The organism is Rhizobium sp. LEGMi-198b (assembly GCF_054114205.1).
Genome location: NZ_JBSYVH010000005.1, coordinates 357275 through 382099, shown reverse-complemented (window position 1 = coordinate 382099; position 24825 = coordinate 357275). Strand labels below are relative to the sequence as shown.

The following is a 24825-nucleotide window of genomic DNA, read 5'->3' as shown; positions in this document are numbered from 1 at the left end:
GAATCATCAGGAACGAGCCAAGGCGGGCGACATAGTGGACGTCATCGAACCCGACGACGGTGAAATTGTCCGTGCCGGCGTGCATCTCGACGACGAAGCGGTCGGCCGCGACGGAGACCACCTTGCCGATGGCGCGTTTGCGGTCGTCGCGGCTCATTCGCTGTCTCCATCGGTGGACGGAGCCCCAGCCTTCTTTGGCGACATCGCCTCCAGCACTTTCCGGATTGCATCGTCGATGCGCTCGCTAGGCCGCTGGGGCATGAACTCGTCGATGATCGTATCGAAATAATGCGCCTTGCGGTCGGCCTGTGGGCCGCTGCCACCGATGATCCAGATGCGGGGATCGTTCAGGGCGCGGAGTTTCGCGACCTCTCCCTCAAGCGTCGGATCGACGAAGATTACTAGGCGGAACGTCGGTATGGTGAGCGCCTGGTAGATGATGTTGTTGATGTGCTCGTCGCCGAAGGCATACCCCATGGTGAAGAGAACGCTTTGCTCCCTCACGATCCGCGACTGGAACTCACGAAACAGGTCGGCATAGGGCGATCCGAGGCTGGAATTTTGCTTCGCGGGGGTGGGATAGATCATCACCTTCCCCGGTTCCTGCCCCTTCGATACAGCCGTTTCGCGGATCGGGAACAAGCCGTGATCGTCTTCGGTCCAGCTAATCGACCCATGGATCTTACAGAGATAGACGAAGCCATCCACAGCCGACCATTTCCTGTTGGTCAGATCGAGCTGCTCGGCAAGTGCGTAACGGAAAGTTGCCGGATTGAAGCGGCGCTCGACCACGCCGGAGAAGCCATTAGCGTAAGGCAAGCCGAGCCGGTCCATTGCCGTCTCGTTGAAAAGGTCGTAGTTGGTGGTGAAAATCCACGGACGCGGCAGCGAGCGATCACGCAGGACCAGCTTTCTGTAGAATGTTTCGTAGAGCGTTCCGACGGTGCTGTCGCCATTGGCGAACGCGCCATTCGTGCATTTGCCCCAGAGGAAAGCCTGCACCTTCTGGATAATCTTATTGACGACCTTCAGATTGTCTTTCGCCTTCGCAAGCGTGCTTCGCGTGAGCGAGAACCGCAGGCTGAACAGCAGCTCCATCAGCCGTTCAAGGTTGCGGGCATACTCCTTGTCACCAATATCGATCCCGAACTCGTCGGCAAGAACTTTCCGCTCGGCGGTCGTCGGGAACGCTGCCTCGTCGGCGGCCCGCACCTTCGTGAACTCCTTGGCGAGCGGGGCCATGGTTGGGATGCCAACCTCCCGCCAGTCATCGCCGAGCAGATCGTCAGTTTCCTTGACATAGTACGACGAGCATCCTGCCCCAAGCAGGAACGCCACATTCTTTGCATTCAGCGATTCCGACAGCGCTTTCCTGACGACATCGGCGCCGGCCGGCCATTCAAGCTCACCGGCATCTGCCTCGACGCCCCGCAGAAATTTGAATGTCAATTTCTCAGGTTCTTCTCCATCGGAATCCGCCACGAACACCCCCTCGTTTAAACAATACCTCAACATCCGCCATCGGCCGGAACAATTTCATCGGCTGATCCGGGAACGCAAAAAGGCTTTCGCGACCGTAGAAATGCACTGCGCTCTCATCTTGGCGTCCACAATCACCGCAAATGACGCGATCTCGCTACGCACGGCCTGGTAGAGCGCATCCGCGAGTTGGACGCGCTCAACCCCTTCGCTGCTAGAACCGGTCTACACATATTGATGCCCGACTTTCCAGTCGGACTGGCCCACTGGACCTAGGGGCCATTTGCAATCCATCGCCGATAAAATGCAACCCACTTCTGCAACCTTTTCAAGGGTATCCCGGGCTTCATTTGTGAACAGGTCGCACCCTCCAATTTAGAAAAGAAAACTGGCGCGCCTCTCACTCTAAAGCAGTGGTGCAATTCTCGACCATATATCGGCAGCCACCTCCTCCTCGGCGCGGTCAGCATTCACTAGATGGCAGCGGTCGGGGTCGTTCGCCGCGGCCGAACGGAAGCCATCTGCAATCTGTACGAAGTTCCGCCTGTCCTCAGCGGGATCGCCGGGACCGTCCTTTCGGATTGTCCTGCGTGCCGCAGCCCTGTCTGGTGGCAAATCGAGAATGATAGTCACATGCGGGCGTGCGTCACCGACAACCGCGTGCAGGACGGCGTTGAGCAGAGGTCTGAGATCCTCGGCCGCGCCGAAGACTTGCAGGGCATAGGTCGAATCGAAGTAGCGATCCGACACGACCCAGTTCCCGCGGGCCAAGGCCGGGCGGATCACACTCTGGACGTGGTCGTACCGGGCTGCATTGACCAGCAGCAGTTCCTCCACACGCTCAAGCTGCCGGTCGCCGTGGGTCAGGATGGCGCGGATTTCTTTTCCGAGCCGGCTGCCGTCAGGTTCCTTTGTTTGCACGACGCTCCTGCCTTCCGCACGCAAGCGCTCGACAAGGCGTTTGACCTGCACGGATTTTCCGCTGCCGTCGATTCCCTCAATACTTACAAACGGCAAGTTGAACTCCTATATCACTAACCCGCGCCGCAGGAAGGTAGTTTATGGCTCGATCAAATGTTGTAGTCTTTGTTTCTGCAGGCATGACTGCCCCGAAAAAGCGTGACCACTCACTCGCTCGTAGACAGCTCTATCTCAACTACGGCGCCTTGTCGCTGGCAACTATGTTGCAACTCAAGGGCTATGACACGCTTCTAGTTCATGGGGAGCATGACACGCCAGAGGTGGCGATCCAGCGACTCGTGGCAACGGGGGCGATCCCCTCGTCCTTTCCACTGATGGTCTCCATCCCGAGCTTCTACGCCCTCGACTGGGCCAAGGCCTTCTGCGCCCTCGCAAAGAAGGCGGATCCCGACTGTCGCATCGTTGTTGGAGGCCGGTGGGTGGTCGGGCCCGATGTTACGTGGTTGCGGACCAAGCTGCCGGAAGCCGACATTCTCGTCGAGGGGCTTGGCGAGCCCATCGTCGAAAGCCTTCTGAGCGTGATCCCCGACCTTCGCAGGCTCTCGGCGCCGACACCCGGGTTCACTTTGAACCACCTGCTCGTGGACGGCTACGAGCGGTATCAGCCGAGCGTAGAGGCCTCCCGCGGTTGTGGCATGAAATGCGTATTTTGCGAGGAGCGCGATATCCCACTTGAGAAGCTGCGCGATCCGGACGACCTCGCCGCATCGATGGCTCTCGTCCAGGAGCAGTACCGCGGTGCTGCAATTCACCCTTACCTTCAGGCGTCGATGTTTGCGCCCAGCCGTCAATGGAGCGAGCGCCTCGCTATGGCCGTCCAGCGACTTGGGCTCCGCATCGAATGGCGGACGGAGACCCGGGTGGACGCCATGACACCGGAAACGGTCGCGGCGCTGGCGCAGGCGGGGCTGAAAGTCATCGACCTTGGGCTAGAGACAGCATCCCCGTCCCAGATCTTGGCCATGGGGAAGTCGCGTGATCCGGACAGGTATCTCAGGCGCGCATCCGACCTCATCGAGGCCTGCCGCGAACACGGCGTGCGGGTCAAAGCGAATGTGCTGCTCTATGCAGGTGAAACACAACGGACCCTCGATGAAACGACGGCATGGCTTGACCACCACGCTTCGGCGATCGCAGGCGTGTCAGTGGGGCCGGTCATCGCCTACGGGCCGCCCAAGACGGCCGATCCGTTACTGAGTGACTGGATCGCGCGCGGAGCCAGGCCGGTGGACCCGACAAGCGCCGAAGCAACCGGCATCACCGTGATGCACCTGAGCAAGCATTTCGACGCTGACGAGGCCGAGGCCGCGAGCCTTTCGCTCTCTCGCCGATTTATGGATGCTAGTTCCTATTTCGAGCTCAAGAGTTTCAGCTACTATCCAAGGGACTACGGCCGCGCCGATTTCGACAGGGACGTAGCGGCTGCCGACCCAGCCCGGCTACCTTTTGCCTTGGAACCCGCGCGAGTGACTGGCGATATGCGCGACTGACTGCGGGTGTTCGATACCCCTCAGCTCGGCTGGTATACGGCAGCAGCCTTAGGCGGATTCTAGTTCTGTGTCCGCGGTTTACACAATTGTCCTTGGCAGCTACTAACGTGGCAGTTGTGGCGTACAGATTGTTGGAGAAATCACGTGGATTGGCAAAACCTCCTCGACCGCAGGCGTTTGTGCGACACGAATTACGTTGAGAAGCCTGATCGACCGACGTTCATTCAAGACGCGGACCGAATTACATTCTCTGCTCCCTTCCGTCGCCTTGCCAACAAGACGCAAGTCCATCCCCTGTACGAAAACGACCACCTACATCATCGACTAATCCACAGCGTCGAGACGGCGAGCGTCGGCCGTTCCCTGGGCATTGCCGTCGGCGACTGGCTCGAGAAGGAGCACGGCCTCGGCGCCGGCGAGAAACACGCCGTCGCCGGGATGACCCAGGCCGCTTGCCTTGCACACGACATAGGGAACCCGCCCTTTGGGCACTCAGGAGAGGCGGCGATCGGAAGCTGGTTCGCGGAGCGCTTCGGCGGTTCGTCCGAACTGTTCCGCGCGATCGAGGCGCCGCTTCGGTTAGAATTCGAGGATTTCGAGGGGAATGCGCAGGGCTTCAGGATCATCAGTAGGCTCGAGATGTACCGGAACGAGGGCGGCATGCGCCTCTCGATGGGCGTGCTAGGCGCCTTCGCGAAGTATCCGGTGACCGCCAGGGTCCGCGCCAGCGCAACGCAACCGTATCGCGGGCTCAAGAAATTCGGCGTGTTCGAGAGCGATGCCGAGCTCTTCGCCCAGGTCGCCGAAGCGGTGGGGCTGCCCGTGGAAGCCATCGGCGCCGATCGCTGGTGGCGCCGCCACCCGCTTGTCTTCCTCGTCGAGGCCGCCGACGACATCTGCTACAACATTCTCGACCTCGAGGACGCCTATGCGTCCGGCGACTTTCCCGAGGACGTGGTCCTGAAGCATCTTCAGTCCCTCGCCGGCGTACCCAACGTCGATCTAGCCGACAGAACGACTGACGAGATCATCGCCTATGCCCGGGCTCGCGCGATCGGGTCGGCCATCGATGCCTGTGTCGCGGCCTTCAAGGAAAACTATGAAGAGATCATGTCGGGCTCGTTCTCGGGATCGCTTATAGAGGTGTCGGCTAGAAGCGGGGAATTCGCCGCGATTGAGAAGCTCTCCAGGCAGCGCCTGTTCACCTCTCCGCGCAAGACGGAGCTGGAAGTCTTCGGCCGGAACGTCGTGCACCGGGTACTTGATGGACTAATAGGCGTCTTCGAGCAGTTGCGTGCTAGGAATTGGGAGCCGGCCGGGCTCGACGGTTACCACGAGCAGCTTCGTCGCGCGGCCAACCTCGATTTGCGCGACGTTAAAGACGAATACACAGCTCTCCGCGCGCTGACTGACTATGTGTCCGGGATGACCGACCGTTACGCCGTCAAGATCGCCAAGCTGGTCGCCGGGATCTAGGGGCCAGCTGAACCCCGAATTACGTCGATCGGCATTCTGCGAGCGTGATATGGTTGACAAAGCCACAATCTGCATCCAACTGTGCCCTGAGGCGTAGGGAACGCGCTCCCGTCCGAGGTCCTAGGACCTTTGCGATCGAAAGACGCAGTGGTAGGAGGTTCCCTGCGTCTCACTTGCGGCCCAGCACATCACGTCCCCTACGAGACTCGTAAATCGACCAAAAGCTGTAGGAGTAGTCTCCGACCGTACCTCGCCGCCTCAAAATGAGCTTTACCATACAGGTTTGCCTGAAAGGGAAGGTTAGAGCCACGCGCGCGATGACAAGACGCCCACCGTCAAATTCATCAGAAACCTCAAGGGCGGCTTCAGGTGTTGACTCGATTATCCGAGGCGTGCTTCCCAACAGCAGCATCGACTGCAGTTGCGTTAGGCGTGCGCGAGACTGTCGGGTAATGTGGCGCCAACCCTCCGAACTAAAGTTGACCAATGGTCCGCTGCCCCCCAGTCTCGGAGGATCAGTTCTCAGCTGCCGATAGAAGGCCTTTGCATTGTTCTGAAGGTCCGCAGCACTTTTTTTCAGGTACTCGAAGTCCGCGGCTTCAGTGTCGACGCGCGCCTTTAGGAGATCGCGGTGAATGTTTCCACACAGGATTGCGAGCCGCCTCGCACTTGATTGCCCAAAGCTGCACTTGGGGTCAACGAATACCTGACTCCCCTTTACCACTCCCGGCTCAAGCAAATTGACCCAGTGTGTCGCATACGGAGGGATAGGCGAAACATGAACCAAAATGGCGGCGCCCACCACACGTCGCCACTGTTCATAGTTTCGAGCAAGTCCCTCCTTCTTAAAGGAGACACAGATCCTACCTTTAGTATCCGTTCGAGAATCGTGGCACTTCACCTGAACATAGATGATTTGCCCTGTAGGTATTCCTCGGGCCTCTACAAAGATGAGGCCGTCGACGCCATCGTCGTTTGCAGCATCGAGTTGTTGCCAACGCCATCCCATTTCCAGGACAACTTTCTCGACCTGATTTACCCCAAGCTGTCCCCGACGCTGCGATGAGTACGTAACCATGTCCGTCAAATCTGTTGCTGGCGATTCTATTCAAACCCTCTGATAACGTGCTCCGCTTAAGATTTAAAGGAACGTTGACAACCCGGCTGCTCGGTTTGCCGGCCTTAATGCCCGCCGCCATCTTTGCTGACTTATGGACCAATTGTCAGATTTTTTTCCTTATAAATTGACTTTGTCAGCTTTTTGGTGAATATTGCCAACATTGGAGGCAATGATGACCGACGGACCTTTTCGAAACTCCGCATTGAGCAATAAGTGGAAGCAGTATGGACGGGACCTCGTCAATGACGCGGCCTCGCAGGACGAGCGTGCTAAGCAGGCCTGTCATAGCGTTCTTGGTGCCATCGATATGAAGGCATTCGATCGGCTCTATCGTGAACTAGATTCTCGTGCATCGCGTGACCAGATGGATCTGGATTCCGTAGCCGCGACGGAATCCATCTTCGACAATAACGAGCGCTCGTCTCTCGGCGACGCGCTCGAGCGAAATCTCCTTTGCAATCTTCGGGAAGGGATGTCGGAAAGAAAATCGCTCGACACGGCCCTCGGAAGCGCTGTCAGCGAGCTTCTCGAAAACGCCAAAAATCGTATCCACGAGGAATGCCTTCGCGCCAGAGATGTTAGAGATATGAGCCAATCGGATTTTGCAAAAGGCGTTAAACGGAATCGAGAAACCTTCGCGAGTATCGATGTTGGCAGCATTTGTGCTGCTCTCGAGAATGGCAACAAGAACGCGTTCCGCCGGACCGCGCGCACGGATGTGAACGATGGACCAGATGAAGACTGAAGCGCTCTCAGAGGTCCAGCAGGAAAAGCGCCTTTTCGCTGTTGAGAAAGGCCAGGTCGTCCAACCCCCAGGGTTGGATAAAACTGTCATTGCCGAGATCGGCAAGCATATACAGTTCGTTCCAGATATTCTTGACACCTTTGACGTGAAGGGGTTTGCGGCCAAACACTATGACCTGATGGTCTTGGCAGCCGCGATCGAGTTCGCCGACCGCCGGTGGAGGCGACCGGCATCATGGCTGCGCAACCTGCATGTTACGATCCCGGTTATCGACCACGCATGCTGGTCGAGGCCTGAGGTTCAGTCGTCACTCCGAAGCGCCATGAATTTTCTGACCGGCGACAGCTGGCGTTTCACTTTTGTCAAAGCCGCCAACGCGTCTCCGATAGGTTGGCGGCAGGTACCGCTTATGTTTGACCAGCCGAAGACTTTCGCTATCGCCTATAGCAACGGATTGGATTCGCGTGCGGTTTCCGCGCTGAGCGGCCGGCCCTCCGAGGCCTTGTGTATCCGCGTTGCCAGCACCAAGCAGCGCCGGATGGATGGCGACAGCCACTTCACTCAGATTCCGTTCCGGGTGAAGGGCTTCAAGGGCAAAGAGAGTAGCTTCCGATCTCGCGGTTTCCAGTTCGCGGCAATGGCGACGATTGCCTCGCATCTTTCCAATATCAGCAGGATTATCGTGCCCGAAAGCGGGCAAGGCGCACTCGGACCGGTGCTCGTACCCCTTTATAATATCTACACTGATTACCGGAATTTTCCGGCGTTCTTCAGAAAGATGGAGCGGTTCACGCGGGCTTTGCTCGACTGCAGCATAAAGTTTGAACAGCCACGCCTATGGTCGACCAAAGGTGACACGATGAAGGCGTTCCTTGGTCTGGCGGGCAGGAAACATCAGCATTTGATCAACACCCGTTCGTGCTGGCAGACGCGCAGGATCGTCAATGCCGAGCACCGGCGGCAATGCGGTCTCTGCGCTGCCTGCCTCTTGCGTCGAATGAGCCTTCACGCGGCAGAAGTCGTAGAGCCGAGTGACACCTATGTTGTCTCGGATCTTTCTTCTGCAGACGTTGAAACGGCGCTCGCTCGCATTACGGACAAGGCCGATCGTGACATCATGATTGAATATGGAAGCGTAGGAGCTCGCCACCTGGACCACCTCGCCGCAATGTCTGAATTGCCCGATGCAGTGTTACGGCCATTTGCGTCGCAGGTTGCGGCCGCAACTGGTGAGGCCTATGAGCAGACCCTTCGAAACTTGAGAATAATGTTGATGACGCATGCCAGAGAATGGCGGGCATTCTTGTCCGCACAAGGTGAAAAAAGCTTCTTGAACAGCTGGATGGACGGAGGCCGCTATGACCGTTCTAAATGAGCTGAGCGCGCAAGAAATCGGTCGCCGGCTCAGGATTGCCCGCGAGAACGCCGACGTTCGCCAAGATGACGCTGCGCAGTTCATCGGCGTCTCTCGACCGACGCTGGTCTCTATCGAGAAGGGCGTAAGGCGCGTTCGCATCCAAGAGATTCAGAGCTTGGCTCGCCACTACGGCGTGTCGGTAAATGCACTGCTGCGACGCGAGGCCGTCCATACGGACCTGATGCCGCGGTTCCGCAAGCTGCGAGAGACGGAAGACGAACATACGCTAGAAGCAATACGGCTGCTCAACGACCTGATCAAAGCAGACGTGGAGCTCGAAAACATTCTCGGTATACAGCGCCGCCGTAACTATCCTCCGGAACGGGGACTCAACGAGGGTGACGCAGTCGCCTTGGGGGAAGCCCATGCGAAAGAGCTTCGAGACTGGCTCGGTCTAGGATCAGGCCCGATCGCAGATATCTTTTCAATCGTGGAGCAGGGGCTTGGCATTCGCCTTTACCAGCGGCGCCTTTCTTCACGGTCACGGGTAGCGGGTCTGTTCACTTACGATGATAACGTTGGCGCTTGCATTCTTCTGAACGCAAACCATCCACTGCCTCGCCGGGTCCAGACCGTGGCACACGAAACGGGGCATTTCTATGGGACGCGGCAAATGCCTGAGGTCCTTGAAGATGACGAAAAATTTCTGTCACGGGACGAGCGTTACGCAAATGCCTTCGGTCGCGCATTCGTTGCACCGGCGGAAAGTTTTGGCGAGAGCTTTCGAGAGCTGAAGGAGATTACTGGAAAGACGACGCGTCGCCTCGTCATTCTTCTTGCTGACCAATATGGGATTTCCCGCCAAGCCTGTGTTCTGCGTTTGGAGGAACTGGGGCTTGTGAAGAAGGGAACGTGGTCCTGGTTCGAAGATAATGGAGGTATAACGGACGAGCAGGCACGAGAAGTGCTTGGGAGCGCTGCAGATAGACGCGACGCCGGAAAGGCTGATGCAGATCGGTTGGTCTCGCAACGAATGAGTTTGATGGCACATGCGGCTTGGAAGCGGGAGCTAATGTCTGAGGGACAGCTCGCTGAACTCCTGAAAATCACCAGGCTGCAGCTGCGCGAGATCGTCGATGAAATCGAGCTTGAGGATAAAGAGACGGATGACCTACTCAAATTCCCTGAGTGACGACACCGTCCCTTTGGTTCTTGATACGAGCGTGCTCATCAACCTGCATGCCTCCAGGTGCGGGGTCGATATTCTCACTTCGATTCCCAATCCGATCGTCGTCGCGAACATTGTAGCTGGCGAGCTTGAAAACGAGACGAGCCGTCGCAACGGCGAAGAGGCATTTTTGCGAGCGCTTTCTGCAGCTGGACACGTCACGTTAGTTGATCTGTCGGATCAGGAATTCGAGATGTTTTTCGAGCTCACTTCAGTATCGCCTTCACTCGATGACGGAGAGGCGGCGACAATCACGCTCGCCAGCGCAAGAGGACTCTATCCGGTAATAGACGAGAAACGCGGCCGAACTCGCGCCAATACCATCATGGGTGTTGAACCTGCATGGTCCCTCGATCTCGTCCTCCATCCGACCACTGCTGAGAGCCTGGGGGCGGAGGGCCATAGGGAGGCCCTTTTCCGAGCACTGCGCGATGGTCGAATGCGCATTCCTCCAGAAAGCACGTCCCATGTTGTCGACATTATTGGCATCGAAAATGCCGAATACTGTACCTGTCTGCCGGCCTACAAGCAGCTTTTCGCACGCCGCGGTCAGCGCCAACAGTCTGCGGAACCCTTGCTCCTTTAACACAGCGAACTTTTCTAATTCCGACGACTGAAATCCTGGGCACGGCGCCGCGCGCAATTGCCGACAGGCTAGCTACATAAGTCCCCATGCGCGAAACCTCCCCCTCCCGGTCATCTCGCGCAGGCCCAGCTCCAAAACGATCCGCCGCGCCGCCTGCGGCGTGACGTCGAGCGTCTTCGCTACCATCCCGGCCGACACCAAGGGCTTTGCCATCACGAGCTCGACCAGCTCCGGTAGTTTCGACGAGGTGCGGCGCCCCTCCAGCTTCCGGTCCATGAGTGTGCGGGCCAGCGCCAGCCGGTCATGCTCTTTCAGACCGATCTCGGCGGCCGCCAAAAGCCCATGGGCGATGGCCAATAGCCGGACCTCCCGGTCTCGATGCCGACGCCGATCGATCGGAATGGTTTTCAGGCCGAGATTGATGGCCGCGAGATGGGCGCCGGAGGTGATGCCGGCCTGGCGCAATATCGACGCGGCCAGCAGCCGGCCGAGCCAGGGCGCGTGCTGCAAGACAGCAAGCTCGTTCCAGGCATCGAGGGCGACGATCGCCTGCAGCATTGCCGGCAGGTTTTCGGCCTGACGCATCACCGCCCGCCATTCGTCGAGCCGGGCATCCTCGTCCCAGTCGAGATCGTAGATCATCGGATCTTTTTCTTGAACGCTGCCACGGCCGGGCCGTTTGGCACTCTCGATCGCAGCCTCCGATCGGGCAAGCACTGCATCGATGGCAGCATAGTCGACGCCGGGCAGTTGCTCCGCATCATCGACATCCTCCCCCTCCCCTTCCGGATCGACGGCGGGCGCAGGTCGCATGATGCCGGCCGGCTCCACTCCTTCGGCTCCGACAGGGTTGATGTCCGACGTTTGTCGCAAAATCCGGATACCTTCCGCGGACAGCGCCCAATCCGGCGACTGGCCAACAATGCGCCGGCGGGTGCGAAGGACGTCGCGGGCGATGGTGAGTTCGTGGGTGGGTGTGCGGATGTCGCGAGTGGCGTCGTGGAGGACGAGGTCTTCGAGATGGACGAGTTCGCCGTCAATCCACAGCGAGGCGCAGGCGTCGGCGAAATTCTGCCGCTCGATCCACCCGGCCCCAACCGGTGAACGGGTGTGGCTTTTACTTTCACATTTCAAATCGGAAAATGTCATACGCCCGTGAGGTTTAGGCGTTAAATCGGCGTCGATTTTCCGCTAACGATTTCAATGAAGCACCCTTGCCAAAGCGATTACCCGACCAAACCTTGCCCTCGGCGCGTCCAATTTCAGACGAGCATTGGTCGATGGCGAGGCGCGTCGCCGGCGAATTGGACAAGGTCCTCGATGACGGTGGCCCGAGACAGGCTGCCGTTGCACGCGCGGCGGCCGAACTGCGGCTGACCACACGGCAGATTTACAATCTCCTTGCGCGTTACCGCGCCGATCGCACGGTGACCGCCTTACTTCCTCGCACCGCGAGCAGTCGGCGCAAGCGGTTGCCGGAACAGGTCGAGGAGATCATTGCGGCTACACTTCGCGAGAAGTGGCTGACGCTCGAGCCGACCGCCCTTGCTCCCGTGGTCGACGAGATCCGCGCACGGTGCGAGGAAGCCGCTCTTGTCGTGCCGTCCTATGTGACGGTCGCTCGACGCATTCCGGCGTTGTTTTCGCCTGAAGAGATCGCGAAGAAGCGATCGGCCAATCCGAAGCACTTGCTGCGGCTAAAGCCGCGGCCCGGCTATATCCACGCGTCGCACCGGCTCGCCGTCTGCCAAATCGACCATACGCCGACCGATATCAATTTCGTGGAGGTTGTCGACGGGGCTGGTGTGTTCATAGGCCGCCCCTATTTGACGGTCATCACCGACGTGGCGACACGATCCATTCTCGGCTTCTGCCTCACCCTGGAGAAGCCGTCGGTGCTGTCTGTTGCGCTATGCCTCGCCCAAGCCATGTGTCCGAAAGACGCATGGCTTGCTGCGCGCAATCTCAATCACGCCTGGCCGATGTTCGGTCGACCGAGGCTGCTGGTCACGGACTCGGCGAAGGAGTTCAAGGGGCATGCGTTCCAACAAGGCTGTGATGATTACGGCATTCGTATCCGGCCCCGGGATCGTGGCCGGGTCCACCACGGCGGCGTGGTTGAACGGCTATTGGGCAAAGTCAACGGGGTGCTCTCCACCTACCCGGGCTCTTCGGGGCGTTCAGTCGCCCACCGCGACGAATATCCGTCCGAGCGGCGCGCCTGCCTGAGCTTCGCCGATCTGGAGCGCTGCGTTGCGCTGGCCGTGATCGATCACAACCTGCAGGAAAATTCCAAGACCCTGAAAGTGCCGCTGAGCGAATGGCAACGCAACAGCACAGAACTGCCGGATTTTGGCGACGATCCGCAGCGCGTGCTGTTGTCGTTCCTGCCGAGGGCGGAAAGGCAGTTGTCGCCGCAAGGAATCAGCTTGTTCGCCTTGCATTATTATTCGCCGTGGCTGGGCGTCCTCGTTCCGGAGCGTGACCGGCTCGAAAAGCTGGAGGTGCGATACGATCCTCGCGATATCAGTCATGTCTACATCCGCGACCCCGAGACGCGATTATTCCGGCCGGTCGAGCGACGCGATGGCCAGTTGATGCCGTTGACGTTGTGGGAACACGAGGCAGAGCGCGCCCGGCGGCGCACAACCAATCAACGCTCAAACGTCGAGAAGGTAGCGGTCCGTCGCGAGATCGCAGCCATCGCGGAAACCGCAAAGGCTTCCAAGCGCCAGTTGCGCGACGCTGTCCGCAGCGCACATGCCGCCACGGCGGGAAAGCCTTATGCGGGCATGCAGCCGCCGGTGCCTCTACCGGTGGAGCATCCGCCGCGCCGGAAGAGCCGGCTGCCGGTGGAGGATTGGTAGCCATGTCGGATCATTTGCTCGAACATGTCCGGCCATATCTCTGCCGTGATCAGGCGGAAAGAATCGCCTATATCCGCGCACCCCGTTGGATCGGGCATCATGTAGCCCAGGACAGCCATCGGCGGCTGGCCGAGCTCCTGGAACGACCTCCGTCTTTGCGAACCCAGGGGCTGATGTTGGTCGGCCCCTACGCCAACGGCAAGACGATGATCGCCGAGCGGTTCGCGGTCGAGCACCTGAGAACCGCGCCCGCGCAAAAAGTTTGGATGGTCCAGACACGCGAAGGCGCCGGCCTCGGCCATTTCTATGCCAGCATTCTGCAGGCGCTGCGCGCTCCCGGCGGCGATATGTGGGATGTCGGTCGCAAGGCGGAGCAACTCGACCACTTGCTGGCGAGCCTCAAACCGAAGGTGCTGATTCTCGACGAGTTCCACAATGCGCTGCGGGGCCGTGCCCGCGACGTCGAAGCCGTCTTTGCCTTCCTGCGGCGGATCGGCCGCCAGTACGACATCTCGCCGGTGCTGATCGGTGAGGTGGCGGTCTGCGATTTCATCAACGCCACCAGCGAGATGGCGAGCCGCTTCGACCTGGTCGCCGTCCCGCGCTGGCAGTATGACGAAAACTATCTCATGCTGCTCGACAGTCTCGAGGCCGCATTGCCGCTCGCCAAAACCTCGGATTTGTCGAACGAGCCGCTGGCGCGCCGGATATTCGGCCTATCGGAGGGCTTGATCGGCGAGATCGTCACCATCGTCACCAAGGCAGCTATTGCGGCGATCAGATCCGGAACCGAACGCATCAGCAAAGCCAGCATCGACGAACTGCGCTACGTGCCGGTTTCTAAGCGGCGCAACTCGGCTCTACGCGAGAGCCTTCTATGACGATGATCGACGCGTCTGCACCGACGATCAGCATCCGTGAACGCTATCGTGACGTGGTTTCCGACCGCTGGCCTGTCACCGTCGTGCCCCAGGCAGATGAGTTGCTGTCCAGCTGGCTACACCGTCTTGCACATGCCAATGGTGTTGCGCCGCGAGCCTTCGCTCGCGTGCTCCGGCGCAATTCGGTGAGGTGGTCGCCAGCCCTTGATTTCAGGCTCCCGAGTGACATCGCAAAGCTGCTGAGCGCCAACACCGGTATCGCGCCCGACGAGCTCGCGGCGATGATGTTGCCGCACGCCCTGCCGAGGCAGCTGTTGCTACCGCTTCGCAACAGCGGGCATCGTACGGATTCAACCTGGCTGCAGTTTTGTTCTTACTGTCTCGCCGAGGATGCGCAGCCATATTTTCGGCGGAGATGGCGACTGGCGACCCGGGTTTCATGTCCGAAGCATAGCTGTCGATTGCGTGACCGATGTCCGTCCTGCCAAAGCTGCATTGCTGTCTTCGACCAGGCCGAACTGGTGCCGCAACATTACTGTGCCCGCTGTGGCTACGACCTGCGTCGCGCATCGAGAATTGGTATCAGTCCAGCGGCAAGACAGCTCGATCGCTGCATTGACGACATCTGTCGACTGGAAGGGATGAGAGATTCGCCATCCAGCCGTTCGCTCATTCGACGTCTTTTGAACCTGCCCGATGGCATCTATTCGACAATGACCCTGACCAGCCTGTCAACGGCGGCACGGGCGCGCTGCATTGCGTGGGCCGCAAACCGACCAGACGACGACTGGCTGACGGCCGGCGACGAAACGACAGCCGCGCAGTGGCGACTTCTGATCCTGGCGGCGAAAAGCCACAGGAGGCTCATCGAGCGTTTTGCGGATTGCCTCGCGAAACGAAGAGAACTCCGGAAACTCCAGGCTAAGACGATCGTCCAGCCAAAGCCCGTGGAAGTGGCAGCCCTGCTCGGAGCTTATGCGCGTGTGATGGAGCGTGGTCGACGTCGTCAATCGAACGCATGAGACAGGCCGAAACACTTGGATGAACCCCGCTCTCAATCATCCTCCGATACTTCGCTCTCATGCACCTCCAGTGCATCCCCCTCGAGCGCCTGGCGGCTGAGCAGCCCGGCGTCCTCCAGCCGCTCGAGATCGGGCAACTCGCGTAGTGTCTCGAGACCGAACGCCGAGAGGAAATGCTTGGTCGTCACATAGGTGTAGGGTGCACCGGGTGTCGGGCTACGCGGTCCGGAGCCGAGGAATCCGGCGTCGCGCAGGCTGGCGATCGTGTCGCGGCTCACCTCCTTGCCGAACATGTTGGACAGTTCGCCGCGGGTCACCGGCTGCATGTAGGCGATCGCCGCCAGCACCGCAGCCTCGTTTTCGGAGAGCGACACCGCCGGGCCACGCGTCGGCGCCTGCGAGGCGCGGATGGCGGACGCGTAAGCCGAACGGCTCCGATGCTGCCAGCCGCCGGCCACCGCGACGAGATCGTAAGGCCTGTCGCGCAATTCCTCCCTGAGGTCGTCGATCAAAAGCTCGATGCTGCAGGATTGACCGACCACACGCGCCAAAATCTCTCGGCTGACCGGCTCGTTGGCGGCAAAAATCACCGCCTCGACCCGCAGCATCCATTCCCGCCAGCGCAGTTCCGCCGGCAGATCCTCGAGCTCGCGATCGAGCAACACATCGTGTTGCCGATCCTTGTCCCGTCGACCCCTGGCTTTTATTGCGCTCGATCCCGCCATCGTCACAGTCCAAAAATCCGGAACGAGGTCCGGCCGGAGAGTTCGCGCATCGCGCCAAAACTTTCGAGCCGCTCGAACAGCCGCGTCGCCGCCCAGCGGGAGAGATGGCTGCCGGGCGCGGCGGCCGGCACTGCATCCTCGTCGAGTAGTTTCTGGATGACGACGCCGGCGCCTTTGGTCCGCACTTTTGGCGCCGTCGCCAGCAATGTTTCAGCGCGGCGGCCGATCTCATTCGCCTGCCGTAGTGCTTCGGTCGTACCTGACACGAGCGCCAGGCACACCGCCCGCGCAAAGCCGGGCTCGCCGGGCCGCACGCGTCCCCGACCGCCGATCGTCTTGAACGCCGCGCCATAACGCTCGCCCATCGTCAGCGGCACGCCAGACGCCCAGCCGAGTTTCTCCGCCAGCAGCCGATCGGCCAGCCACCAGGCGAGGATTTCAGCGTCGGGCCGCGCCGCAGAGATGCTGGCGACCAGGTCGGCGACGGCAAAGGGCACCGCACGGCCGGATTGCAGCGCGGCGTCGAAGAGATCGGCGAGCTCGCTCAGGCCCTCATTTCGCAACCCGATCAGTGCCGCCACTTCCTGCAGAACCTTTGTGCCGATCGGCCGCTTCTTCGCCGCAAGCTTGTTGAAGGCCAAAACCATCGCGCCGGCCGGCCCCGGATCGTCGCCGGGCGCGGTCAGCAGCACCGCGTCACGCAAGGCTTTTTCGCCCTCATTGCGGCCGACCAGCTGCACAGCGGCTTGCGCGCATCTCAGCGCCAGCCGCTGGCGCCAGCAGCCGGCCCAGGCGGGTTCGGTGCGCACCAGATCGTCGAGCGATTTCAAGGCGATACCGGCGGCAAAGGCGGCGTCCGCCTCGCCCAGATCGTGCTGGCGCGCGGTCGCCCAGGCCGGCAGGGACGGCACGGTCGCCGGCGCGATCGGGGCGGCAAGCGGGGAGCGGAGGCGCGAATCCATGCGGTGGATCATAATCGACGCGCGCGGTTTGTGCTATCGATTTCCCGCAAAACCGCACAGCTTGTCATTGGTGTTTTATGTCCAATAATCTTGCCTTATCGGGCGTATTTGACACAGATCCAGAACAATGGTAGAAAATCAACAAAAGGTAGATTTTTGGAGATTCTCGTGTCCCTGAACATCAAAAACCCGGCCACCGTCGCGCTCGCCGACGAGCTCGCCCGCCGCCAGGGCATCAGCAAAACCGCCGCCATTCATCAGGCGCTCAGCGAACGCTTGCATCGCCTCGGTTACGGCGACGTCTCCCAAGAGCGTCTGCTCGGCGACCTGCGGGCCATCCGCGAGCGGGTTGGCCGGCTGCCGGAACTGGACAACCGCAGCGACGAGGACATTATCGGCTACGACGAACACGGAATTCCCAACTGATGGTCATCGATACCTCCGCCATCGTCGCCATCCTGCGCAATGAACCGGACGCACTGAGACTGGAAAAGGCGCTGGTTGCCGATCCGATCCGGCTGGTGCCCGCCACCTGCGTGCTGGAAGCGCGCATGGTGCTGGTCAGCCGCCGCGGCGAACATGCACTGGCCGAAATCGATTTGTGGCTCAAAAAAATCGAGGCCCAGATTATTGCAGTCGATGCCGATCTGGTGGATCTGGCATCCCAGGCCTGGCTCGCTTACGGCAAGGGTCGTCATCCGGCAAGTTTGAATTTTGCCGACTGTTTTTCCTACGCCTTGGCAAAACGCGCCGACGAGCCACTGCTGTTTATCGGCGGCGATTTTGCCCAAACCGATATAGAGGCCGCATAATGACGAGCGACCCGGATGCCGTTGACGATCTCCCGAATAGCATCCCCTCCCCTGCCCCGTCGGCGCCGGGCCTGCCCGCACATCTGCGGGATCTGACCGACCGCGCCCGCATTTATGTCGAGGCAGCCAGTTCCGCCAATACCAGACGCGCCTATGCCGCCGACTGGAAACATTTTTCCGCCTGGTGCCGGCGGTCCGGGTTGGCAGCTCTTCCCCCGCACCCGCAGACGGTCGGCCTCTATATTACCGCCTGTGCTTCGGGGACGGCCGAGCGCGGCATGAAGCCGAACACCGTCTCCACCATCGAACGCCGTCTGTCCGCGATTGGCTGGAATTGCGTCCAGCGTGGCATGTCGTTGGACCGCAAGGACCGCCATATCGCCACGGTGCTCGCCGGCATCCGCAACACCCACGCCGCCCCGCCCCGGCAGAAGGAAGCCGTGCTACCCGAGCACCTGATTGCCATGCTCGAAACGCTCGACAGGGGAACCCTGCGCGGCTTGAGGGATCGGGCGATGCTGTTGGTCGGTTTCGCCGGCGGTTTGCGCCGCTCGGAGATCGTCGGGCTGGATTGCGGCCGCGACCAGACGGAAGACGGCCGCGGCTGGGTCGAGATTCTCGACAAGGGCATGGTCGTTTGGCTGCGCGGAAAAACCGGCTGGCGCGAGGTCGAGATCGGCCGCGGCTCCTCGGACGCCACCTGCCCGGTCGTCGCTCTCGGGACCTGGATCAAATTTGCCCGGATTGCAAAAGGTCCCCTCTTCCGCCGTGTCCGCGGCCAAGGAAAAGATGTTGGACCGGATCGATTGAACGACCGGGAGGTGGCGCGTCTCGTCAAGAAAGCGGCATTGGCCGCCGGCGTCAGGAGCGACCTCAGCGAGGCTGAGCGCGCCGAAAAATTCTCGGGCCATTCGCTGCGCGCCGGCCTCGCCTCCTCGGCCGAGATCGACGAGCGCTATGTCCAGAAACAGCTTGGCCATGCCAGTGCGGAAATGACCCGCAAATATCAGCGCCGGCGTGACCGTTTTCGGGTCAATCTCACCAAAGCATCGGGCCTTTGAGTGGCCCCTCCCCTCCTCAGCGTGAAGTCGTTAGGTGAAATTTGGATGCTGGATTTTTACCTCAGGACTTCAATTGAAATCGGTAAGTAAAAGCCACAAAAGCCGGGCCAATCAGAGTCGATATTGGCAACTTTCCGAAATCGTAAGACATTGAAATCATGGTAAATGATTTGCTAAACGAACTCTATTGAAAAGTTAGTGTTCCACACTGAGTATGACTGCTAGTTGACGCTCTAACTTCCGATAAGGATCAAGTATCGATAATGATGGATTTGAGCCTGCAAAATCGGTAAAGTCGAAGCAAATTCACCTAAACTCGTGCCAATTCTCAGGCCCGTACGAAACTGAATGCGATGGAAAAGCGGTTCCAATGCCCCAAAAAACGGTAGAACACCGCACCGGCGCGACGATGGCTGCCGCCACATCAGTCGCTGCGGCTCGTGGAACGATGACCCTGCCCGCGGGCAAGCGCCACAAAACGCTGCTTGACCGCGGCAAACAGCGCCGGCGGCAATGGCCCGTAATAGCCGCTTTCGCGGTCGAGCGGACGAATATCGGGGCCTGGCCAGACAAAGCGGTTGCTTTCGGTCAAAACGATCCACGAGCGTTCGTCGTCGAGGCCAAGGCGCCGCTTGGTGGCCGGCGGGATCTCGATAGCATCATCCGGATTACTTGGCGGCGAATGGCTGATCGGCAAGACGCGCACCACCGGCGCTCCGTCATCAAGCGCGGCCACGATCGCCAGCACCAAGCTCGGCCGATCCTTGTCGCCCTCCTCCCGTCCCTCGAGGTGGTGACGGTGCCAGAGATAGGAATAACGGAAGACCCAGCCGACCTTCGGTTCAGTCGGCAGCATTCTTGTCCGTCAGCAGTTCGGCATTGAGATGATCGAGACCCGGGTCCATTTCGGATGTTTCGACCGCGATAATGTCCGCGTCGCCAAGCGCCGTCGTCAGGTCGACGCGACGCTCGCGCCGCATCAGCCGAAGATAGTCCTCATAGGCAATCAGCACCGTACGGGGCCGGCCGTTCTTGGTAATGATCACCGGCTCGCGAACCGCGGCATCTTGAAAGGCGCCGAAATTTTTCGAAACCGCCGCGGCGGTGACCGTCGCTGTCATGCCTATTCTCCTTTTTCCGTAATATACGGATTTCCCGGAAATCCCGCAAGACGAAAGCGAACACAATGCGTGTGCTAAAATCCGCCCCAACGGCATCCTCGGACGAAGCGCGGGTCGCGCGCGCCGAGGCGCTTGACGCTCTCGATGCTATTCTTCCGTTCGATCGGCGCGACCAACTGGCAGCATTGCTCACCGATGAAGACGTTGCCACGTTAAAACATCTAGCCAAGCAAGGCATGGGCGACAATACATTGCGGGCGCTCGCCTCCGACCTCGGCTACCTCGAGGCTTGGTGCCAGCTTGCCACCGGTTCCCCCCTGCCCTGGCCGGCGCCGCAAAGTCTCCTGCTGAAATTCGTTGCCCATCATCTCTGGGATCCCGTCGAACGGGCAGAAAACCCCGATCACGGCATGCCGGTCGAGGTCGAGGCGGGATTGCGTGCCCAGGATTTGTTGCGCGTCGACGGTCCGCATGCCCCCGATACCGTGCGGCGTCGCCTGACCTCCTGGTCGATCCTGACGCGCTGGCGCGGGCTGACGGGAGCGTTCTCCGCGCCTTCGCTGAAGTCTGCCTTGCGGCTGGCGGTTCGGGCCGCACCGCGACAACGTCGCCGCAAGAGCAAAAAAGCCGTCACCGGCGATGTGCTGACAAAGTTGCTTTCCACCTGTGCCGGCGATCGCCCGGTCGATCTCCGTGATCGGGCGCTATTGCTGACCGCCTTCGCCTCCGGCGGCCGCCGGCGCTCGGAAGTGGCAGGACTGCGGGTCGAGGATCTCGTCGACGAAGAACCCGTGAACCAGAACCCGGCCGATAAGGACTCCCCTCTTCTTCCGTGCCTCACCATCAATCTCGGCCGCACCAAGACGACGACCGCCGATGACGACGCCCACGTCGTGCTGATCGGCCGGCCGGTCATGGCGCTGAAACAGTGGCTTACCGCGGCCAAGACCGACAGCGGACCGCTGTTCCGGCGCATCGATCAGTGGGGCAATATCGACCGGCGCGCGCTGACGCCGCAATCGGTCAATCTGATCCTCAAAACCCGCTGCAAGCAGGCCGGCCTGGATCCTGAGGCGTTTTCGGCGCACGGGTTACGCTCCGGCTATCTGACCGAAGCTGCCAATCGCGGTGTATCCCTACCGGAGGCGATGCAGCAATCGCTGCATAAGTCGGTGACGCAGGCAGCAAGCTATTACAACAACGCCGAGCGGAAGAATGGCCGGGCGGCACGGCTTGTCATCTGAACGCTAGTCTTGGCGGGCCGCAAGTTTAATCACCGGTCTCGGGCACTGCCAAGGCGTTTGATGGCCCGCAAAGCCAGCCTTTTTACCGCTTCCGTTCAGCCCAACGAGACTGGTGATGCTGCTTCTGACATAAAGAGGCTGGCGGCTTGACACGCGCCGGAGAACGAAAGCAAACGCAGCGATCCAGTCCGAACTCAACCGCTCGCCCAAACATGAACCGGCTAGCCGGATGAAATGCCCTGCCATCATACACTTGAGCACGATCTGGATGATTACCTCCAGAGTTCAGATCCATTTGCGGCGCACCGCACGTGTATGCATCCGTTTTGGCGATGTGCTCTATTCAAACAATCAATTACCTCAGTTGGCCGATAAGGCATATGACTGAGGCTAGTGGGGCTTGTTTCACAAGGAGGATTGGCGATGGAAAAAACAATTCTGGGTGGCCCCGGTAGCAACAGTCTCTTTGGCAGCAATGGTGACGATATAATAGTCGATCCCACGGGAGATGACTGGATCGACGGTGGTCCCGGCAGCGATTCCATCTCGGCCGGCGAGGGCAATGACCGAGTCTTCGGTGGTGTGGGCAATGACCACGTCTTTGGCGACGAGGGTAATGACTACCTCTACGGCGACAATGGCCTCGACAAACCGCGCATCCTCGCTCCGGCCCTCCTCGGTGAGGACAACGACAAGCTCTACGGCGGCCCCGGCGATGACGTCCTTTTCGTGGGCGACGGCAGGGACTCTCTGACCGGTGGTGCCGACCACGACACCTTTGTATTCCAGTTCCACAATCCCATGGCGGGATACGATCAAAATTACGAGCCAAAATCGGACCACACCAGCATTGTTGATTTTGACCCAGTGCAAGATACTTTCACCTTCGACGCGGTGGGCTTTGGCAGCGATGGTCTTGCGGCGAATTTCGTCAATCATGCGACGCGCGGCGATCAGGTGGACACGTTCTATAGCGGCCCCGCCAACGGCGCGCACGGCGAGCACGTCGTCGTGATCACCGATCACGGTTTCGCCGATGGTTCAGCCGCAGCCAGGGATATCTCCGGCGAAGCTGCAGGCGATATCGTTGCCTATTTTAATTACAACACCATGACGGCGGAGCTGGGTTATGTTACCTCCGACAATCAGGTGGATGACTTCGCGCATTTGGCTAACGTGCAGAGTTTGCTCCACTTGGCCGGCCTGGGTCTGACCGCGTCCGATTTCATGTTCTGCTAATCCGGAAAATCATGGGGAATCGCGCCACGCCGGCTCAAGCGCGGTCCCGCAAAACCGAGGTCGCCAAAGAGCACAGCCTCGCCACGCCCTCCAGGAGGAACCGGTAAGGACCAATCCAGCCGATGCGAACTTCCCTGCCTGGCAATCCAACTCGGTCGGACCAAGACGATGGCGGCCGACGATGACATGCATTTCGCCCTGATCGGCCGGCCGGTCACCGCACTTAAACAGTAGCTGACATCAGCTAGATCGACAGCGGACCGTTGTTCCGACGCATCGATCAATGGGCAACGTCGAGCGGCGCGCGCTGACGCCGCAATCGGGCAGTCTAATCCTCAAGACCCATTGCAGGCTCGCTGGCCTGGATCCGGAGGCGTTTTTGGCGCACGGATTACGCTCCGGCTTATCTGACTGAGGCCGCCAATCGTGGCCATACCCTTGCCCGAAGCGATGCAGCAATCGCTGCATAAGTCCGTGGCCCAGGCCGCGAGCTATTACAATAGCGCCGAGCGGAAGAACGGTCGCGGCGCGATTGGTGATGTAACTGGGGCATCGAGGTCTTCCCGAGAAGCCACACGGAATTTTCCCTTGCAATTCTGGAATTAAACTCCACAAATGCAAGGATGATCGACCGTCGAATATCATCCGACTGAACGAACTGCTAGACACCAGCCCGGCTGTCGCACTCATCGGCCCGCGTCAGGTCGGTAAAACGACATTGGCACTCTTGATAGCCGACCTCCGTCGATCTATCTCGACCTGGAGTCAGCTGTTGACCGAGAGCTAAGCACATCCAGTGCGAGCAATCCATGCCCACGCATCGCCTCTCGGACAGGAGGATGTTCGCGCCGAGCATTATAGCGGCGTGTTCACCCAGGTTCGGTGGACCCATCTGTCTGATGAGTGGAATGTAGCTCGCCGAATCGGCCGCACCGCTGTCTCTCCCCGACCGTTACTCTGCGTCAGAACCTGCCAAAACGCCGGGGCCGGAGCAGACCCCTTCCGAAACAACCTATTTCACGCGATTTCCGCCATGGAAGCCCGCTGACGCCCTTTCAGGGGTCGCGATGGAGCTGCGCCTATCCCAAATCACAAAACACGCTGGATAGTCCTCCATTTTGGTCTCAAAACACGCTTGCAAACCTACATTTTCTCAAGCATTCATTATCTGTACAGCGCCAAACAAAAACAAGGCGAGAATTAATGCCACAGACAGCAACCGTCAGCTCCCCGTCCGCGCCGCAACGGCTGATCGGATACGCACGGGTTTCAACGGACGATCAGCTCAAAGACGCCCAGGTCGATGAGTTGCGCGCAGCCGGCTGCGACCGCATTCATCAGGAGCACGGATCCGGCTTATCTCGCGCAAGTCCGGTGCTCACCAAGTTGCTGAAGGATCTCACTTCTGGCGACGTGCTAGTCGTCGTTCGTCTCGATCGCTTGGCACGATCAGTCAATCATCTGCTTCACGTGATCGAAGATCTCGAAAAGCGCGGAGTTCATTTCCGCTCGTTGCGCGATCCGGTCGACACGTCCACGCCGCAGGGTATCTTTTCCCTGCAGGTGCTCGGCGCCGTCGCCCAGCTTGAGCGCTCCCTGATCGTCGAACGAACCAAAGCTGGTATTAAGGCTGCGAAAGCCAGAGGGAAGGTTCCCGGAAACCCCGGTCTGCGCGAGCGCCGACCGGAGGCGATCAAGGCGGTGTCGAAAGCACGCCAGAAACTTTATCTCGACGAACTGATTTCGTCGGCACAGACGTGGCTCCCGACCGTGCGGCAGCTCCGCCCGCAGCACAGCTGGGACAATGTCGTGCGCGTCCTTAACCGCCGCGGCCACGACTGGACCGTCGAGCGGCTCCGACGCGCTGTTCACCGGATGGTTCGTGAGAAGCTTGCAGAGCCAGAGGTGCTGGCCCGCTCACCGCGCCGCGCTCCCGAAGATCATTTGATGAAGTTGGTCGCCGCGATCACCATCGCCGATCCCAGTCTGTCGCTGCGCGACATTGCCGCGCAACTGGACCAAATGGGGGAACGACCGGCGCATGGCAATAGGAAGTGGCAGCCCTCTTCCGTCAGGGCGCTGTTGGATGAGGCACATCGCTTCGGCTTAGTTCGTTCTTAAGTAGCTGGTTCATAAGAGCGCCCGAGCTTTTTGTCCCGCCAGCTTCCTTTCCGGGCGGAGATCTCCTTCCAATCCGTGCTTGCCACGACCTGTTCGGCCAAGGGGGATTGGCTCCTCGAGCTGACGACCGCAACAGACACCGCCGGTTATAATGTCTTTGCAAAAACATTATAACCGGCGGTGTCTGCGGTGATTGAAGACGCCTTCATAGAAGAAGGCCGCTCACAAATAGGGTGACGGCCGAACAAGCGGCCGAGCAGTCGCCGCGCTGAAGAAAGATCGCGACCAGCCGGCAGACCAAGCCACCG

The 24825-nt window shown here is 59.9% G+C and carries 23 protein-coding genes and 1 pseudogene; 16 read left to right on the top strand and 8 right to left on the bottom strand.

All coding sequences use genetic code 11. The features are described 5' to 3' along the window. Positions 1-153 precede the first annotated feature (153 nt). Complete coding sequence (locus ACXHXG_RS20985; protein ID WP_457900562.1) at positions 154-1449, bottom strand: SIR2 family protein; 1296 nt, start codon at positions 1447-1449, stop codon at positions 154-156. A gap of 435 nt (positions 1450-1884) precedes the next feature. Then, entirely contained in the window at positions 1885-2496 is a 612-nt protein-coding gene (gene tmk, locus ACXHXG_RS20980) for a dTMP kinase (RefSeq protein WP_457900561.1), read from the bottom strand. 44 nt (positions 2497-2540) lie between these two features. Between tmk and ACXHXG_RS20975 the strand changes: the two genes are divergently transcribed. Beyond that, positions 2541-3950 (top strand): B12-binding domain-containing radical SAM protein, encoded by a 1410-nt coding sequence (locus tag ACXHXG_RS20975; RefSeq protein WP_457900560.1) that lies wholly within the window; start codon positions 2541-2543, stop codon positions 3948-3950. 144 nt (positions 3951-4094) lie between these two features. Beyond that, the gene (dgt, locus tag ACXHXG_RS20970) at positions 4095-5426 is read left to right on the top strand and encodes a dGTP triphosphohydrolase (RefSeq protein WP_457900559.1); all 1332 of its coding nucleotides are present in this window, start codon (positions 4095-4097) and stop codon (positions 5424-5426) included. Positions 5427-5595: 169 nt separating this feature from the next. Here the strand turns inward: dgt and ACXHXG_RS20965 are convergent, their stop codons facing one another. Then, positions 5596-6504, bottom strand: a complete 909-nt coding sequence (locus ACXHXG_RS20965; protein ID WP_457900682.1) for a DUF4365 domain-containing protein — start codon at positions 6502-6504, stop codon at positions 5596-5598. Positions 6505-6718: 214 nt separating this feature from the next. Between ACXHXG_RS20965 and ACXHXG_RS20960 the strand changes: the two genes are divergently transcribed. From ACXHXG_RS20960 to ACXHXG_RS20945, 4 genes are read left to right on the top strand one after another with little or no spacing between them, the layout of a single operon-like run. Continuing rightward, on the top strand, positions 6719-7291 hold the full coding sequence (locus tag ACXHXG_RS20960; protein ID WP_457900558.1) for a hypothetical protein: 573 nt from the start codon (positions 6719-6721) through the stop codon (positions 7289-7291). After that, positions 7272-8666: a 7-cyano-7-deazaguanine synthase gene (locus tag ACXHXG_RS20955; protein WP_457900557.1), complete on the top strand. Its 1395-nt coding sequence runs from the start codon at positions 7272-7274 to the stop codon at positions 8664-8666. The genes ACXHXG_RS20960 and ACXHXG_RS20955 overlap by 20 nt, the downstream gene beginning before the upstream one ends. Continuing rightward, on the top strand, positions 8650-9840 hold the full coding sequence (locus tag ACXHXG_RS20950; protein WP_457900556.1) for an ImmA/IrrE family metallo-endopeptidase: 1191 nt from the start codon (positions 8650-8652) through the stop codon (positions 9838-9840). Before ACXHXG_RS20955 ends, ACXHXG_RS20950 begins: the two co-directional genes overlap by 17 nt. Next, positions 9815-10462, top strand: a complete 648-nt coding sequence (locus ACXHXG_RS20945) for a PIN domain-containing protein (RefSeq protein WP_457900555.1) — start codon at positions 9815-9817, stop codon at positions 10460-10462. Before ACXHXG_RS20950 ends, ACXHXG_RS20945 begins: the two co-directional genes overlap by 26 nt. A gap of 72 nt (positions 10463-10534) precedes the next feature. Here the strand turns inward: ACXHXG_RS20945 and ACXHXG_RS20940 are convergent, their stop codons facing one another. Then, positions 10535-11596, bottom strand: coding sequence for an RHE_PE00001 family protein (locus ACXHXG_RS20940; RefSeq protein ID WP_457900554.1), 1062 nt, complete (start codon positions 11594-11596; stop codon positions 10535-10537). Between the two features lie 146 nt (positions 11597-11742). On the opposite strand from ACXHXG_RS20940, the gene ACXHXG_RS20935 reads away from it, so the two are divergent. Genes ACXHXG_RS20935 through ACXHXG_RS20925 form a run of 3 tightly spaced genes read left to right on the top strand, consistent with a single transcriptional unit; the run spans position 11743 to position 15232 of the window. Next, positions 11743-13329, top strand: coding sequence for a transposase (locus ACXHXG_RS20935; protein ID WP_457900553.1), 1587 nt, complete (start codon positions 11743-11745; stop codon positions 13327-13329). Between the two features lie 2 nt (positions 13330-13331). Beyond that, on the top strand, positions 13332-14210 hold the full coding sequence (locus tag ACXHXG_RS20930) for a TniB family NTP-binding protein (RefSeq protein WP_457900552.1): 879 nt from the start codon (positions 13332-13334) through the stop codon (positions 14208-14210). Further along, positions 14207-15232, top strand: a complete 1026-nt coding sequence (locus tag ACXHXG_RS20925) for a TniQ family protein (RefSeq protein ID WP_457900551.1) — start codon at positions 14207-14209, stop codon at positions 15230-15232. The genes ACXHXG_RS20930 and ACXHXG_RS20925 overlap by 4 nt, the downstream gene beginning before the upstream one ends. A 32-nt stretch (positions 15233-15264) precedes the next feature. Here ACXHXG_RS20925 and scpB read toward each other — a convergent pair whose 3' ends face one another. Next, positions 15265-15957, bottom strand: coding sequence for an SMC-Scp complex subunit ScpB (scpB, locus tag ACXHXG_RS20920; RefSeq protein WP_457900550.1), 693 nt, complete (start codon positions 15955-15957; stop codon positions 15265-15267). 2 nt (positions 15958-15959) lie between these two features. Further along, complete coding sequence (locus ACXHXG_RS20915; protein WP_457900549.1) at positions 15960-16919, bottom strand: DUF1403 family protein; 960 nt, start codon at positions 16917-16919, stop codon at positions 15960-15962. A 168-nt stretch (positions 16920-17087) separates the two neighbouring features. On the opposite strand from ACXHXG_RS20915, the gene ACXHXG_RS20910 reads away from it, so the two are divergent. Genes ACXHXG_RS20910 through ACXHXG_RS20900 form a run of 3 tightly spaced genes read left to right on the top strand, consistent with a single transcriptional unit; the run spans position 17088 to position 18792 of the window. Next, positions 17088-17345 (top strand): type II toxin-antitoxin system VapB family antitoxin, encoded by a 258-nt coding sequence (locus ACXHXG_RS20910; RefSeq protein WP_457900548.1) that lies wholly within the window; start codon positions 17088-17090, stop codon positions 17343-17345. After that, the gene (locus ACXHXG_RS20905) at positions 17345-17731 is read left to right on the top strand and encodes a type II toxin-antitoxin system VapC family toxin (RefSeq protein WP_457900547.1); all 387 of its coding nucleotides are present in this window, start codon (positions 17345-17347) and stop codon (positions 17729-17731) included. The genes ACXHXG_RS20910 and ACXHXG_RS20905 overlap by 1 nt, the downstream gene beginning before the upstream one ends. Further along, on the top strand, positions 17731-18792 hold the full coding sequence (locus ACXHXG_RS20900) for a site-specific integrase (protein ID WP_457900546.1): 1062 nt from the start codon (positions 17731-17733) through the stop codon (positions 18790-18792). The genes ACXHXG_RS20905 and ACXHXG_RS20900 overlap by 1 nt, the downstream gene beginning before the upstream one ends. 424 nt (positions 18793-19216) lie before the next feature. Here ACXHXG_RS20900 and ACXHXG_RS20895 read toward each other — a convergent pair whose 3' ends face one another. Together ACXHXG_RS20895 and ACXHXG_RS20890 are read right to left on the bottom strand one after the other, a co-directional pair. After that, the gene (locus tag ACXHXG_RS20895) at positions 19217-19648 is read right to left on the bottom strand and encodes a plasmid maintenance toxin (PemK-like) (RefSeq protein WP_457900545.1); all 432 of its coding nucleotides are present in this window, start codon (positions 19646-19648) and stop codon (positions 19217-19219) included. Then, entirely contained in the window at positions 19635-19913 is a 279-nt protein-coding gene (locus ACXHXG_RS20890) for a type II toxin-antitoxin system Phd/YefM family antitoxin (protein ID WP_457900544.1), read from the bottom strand. The genes ACXHXG_RS20895 and ACXHXG_RS20890 overlap by 14 nt, the downstream gene beginning before the upstream one ends. 65 nt (positions 19914-19978) lie before the next feature. On the opposite strand from ACXHXG_RS20890, the gene ACXHXG_RS20885 reads away from it, so the two are divergent. The 4 genes and pseudogenes from ACXHXG_RS20885 to ACXHXG_RS20870 all read left to right on the top strand — a co-directional run bounded on the left by ACXHXG_RS20885 (position 19979) and on the right by ACXHXG_RS20870 (position 24517). After that, positions 19979-21157, top strand: coding sequence for a site-specific integrase (locus ACXHXG_RS20885; RefSeq protein WP_457900543.1), 1179 nt, complete (start codon positions 19979-19981; stop codon positions 21155-21157). Between the two features lie 423 nt (positions 21158-21580). Then, complete coding sequence (locus tag ACXHXG_RS20880) at positions 21581-22396, top strand: calcium-binding protein (protein WP_457900542.1); 816 nt, start codon at positions 21581-21583, stop codon at positions 22394-22396. Positions 22397-22490: 94 nt separating this feature from the next. Further along, positions 22491-22927: pseudogene (locus ACXHXG_RS20875) on the top strand (site-specific integrase); the annotation flags it as partial. Between the two features lie 672 nt (positions 22928-23599). Then, the gene (locus tag ACXHXG_RS20870; RefSeq protein WP_457900541.1) at positions 23600-24517 is read left to right on the top strand and encodes a recombinase family protein; all 918 of its coding nucleotides are present in this window, start codon (positions 23600-23602) and stop codon (positions 24515-24517) included. Positions 24518-24825: the final 308 nt, after the last annotated feature.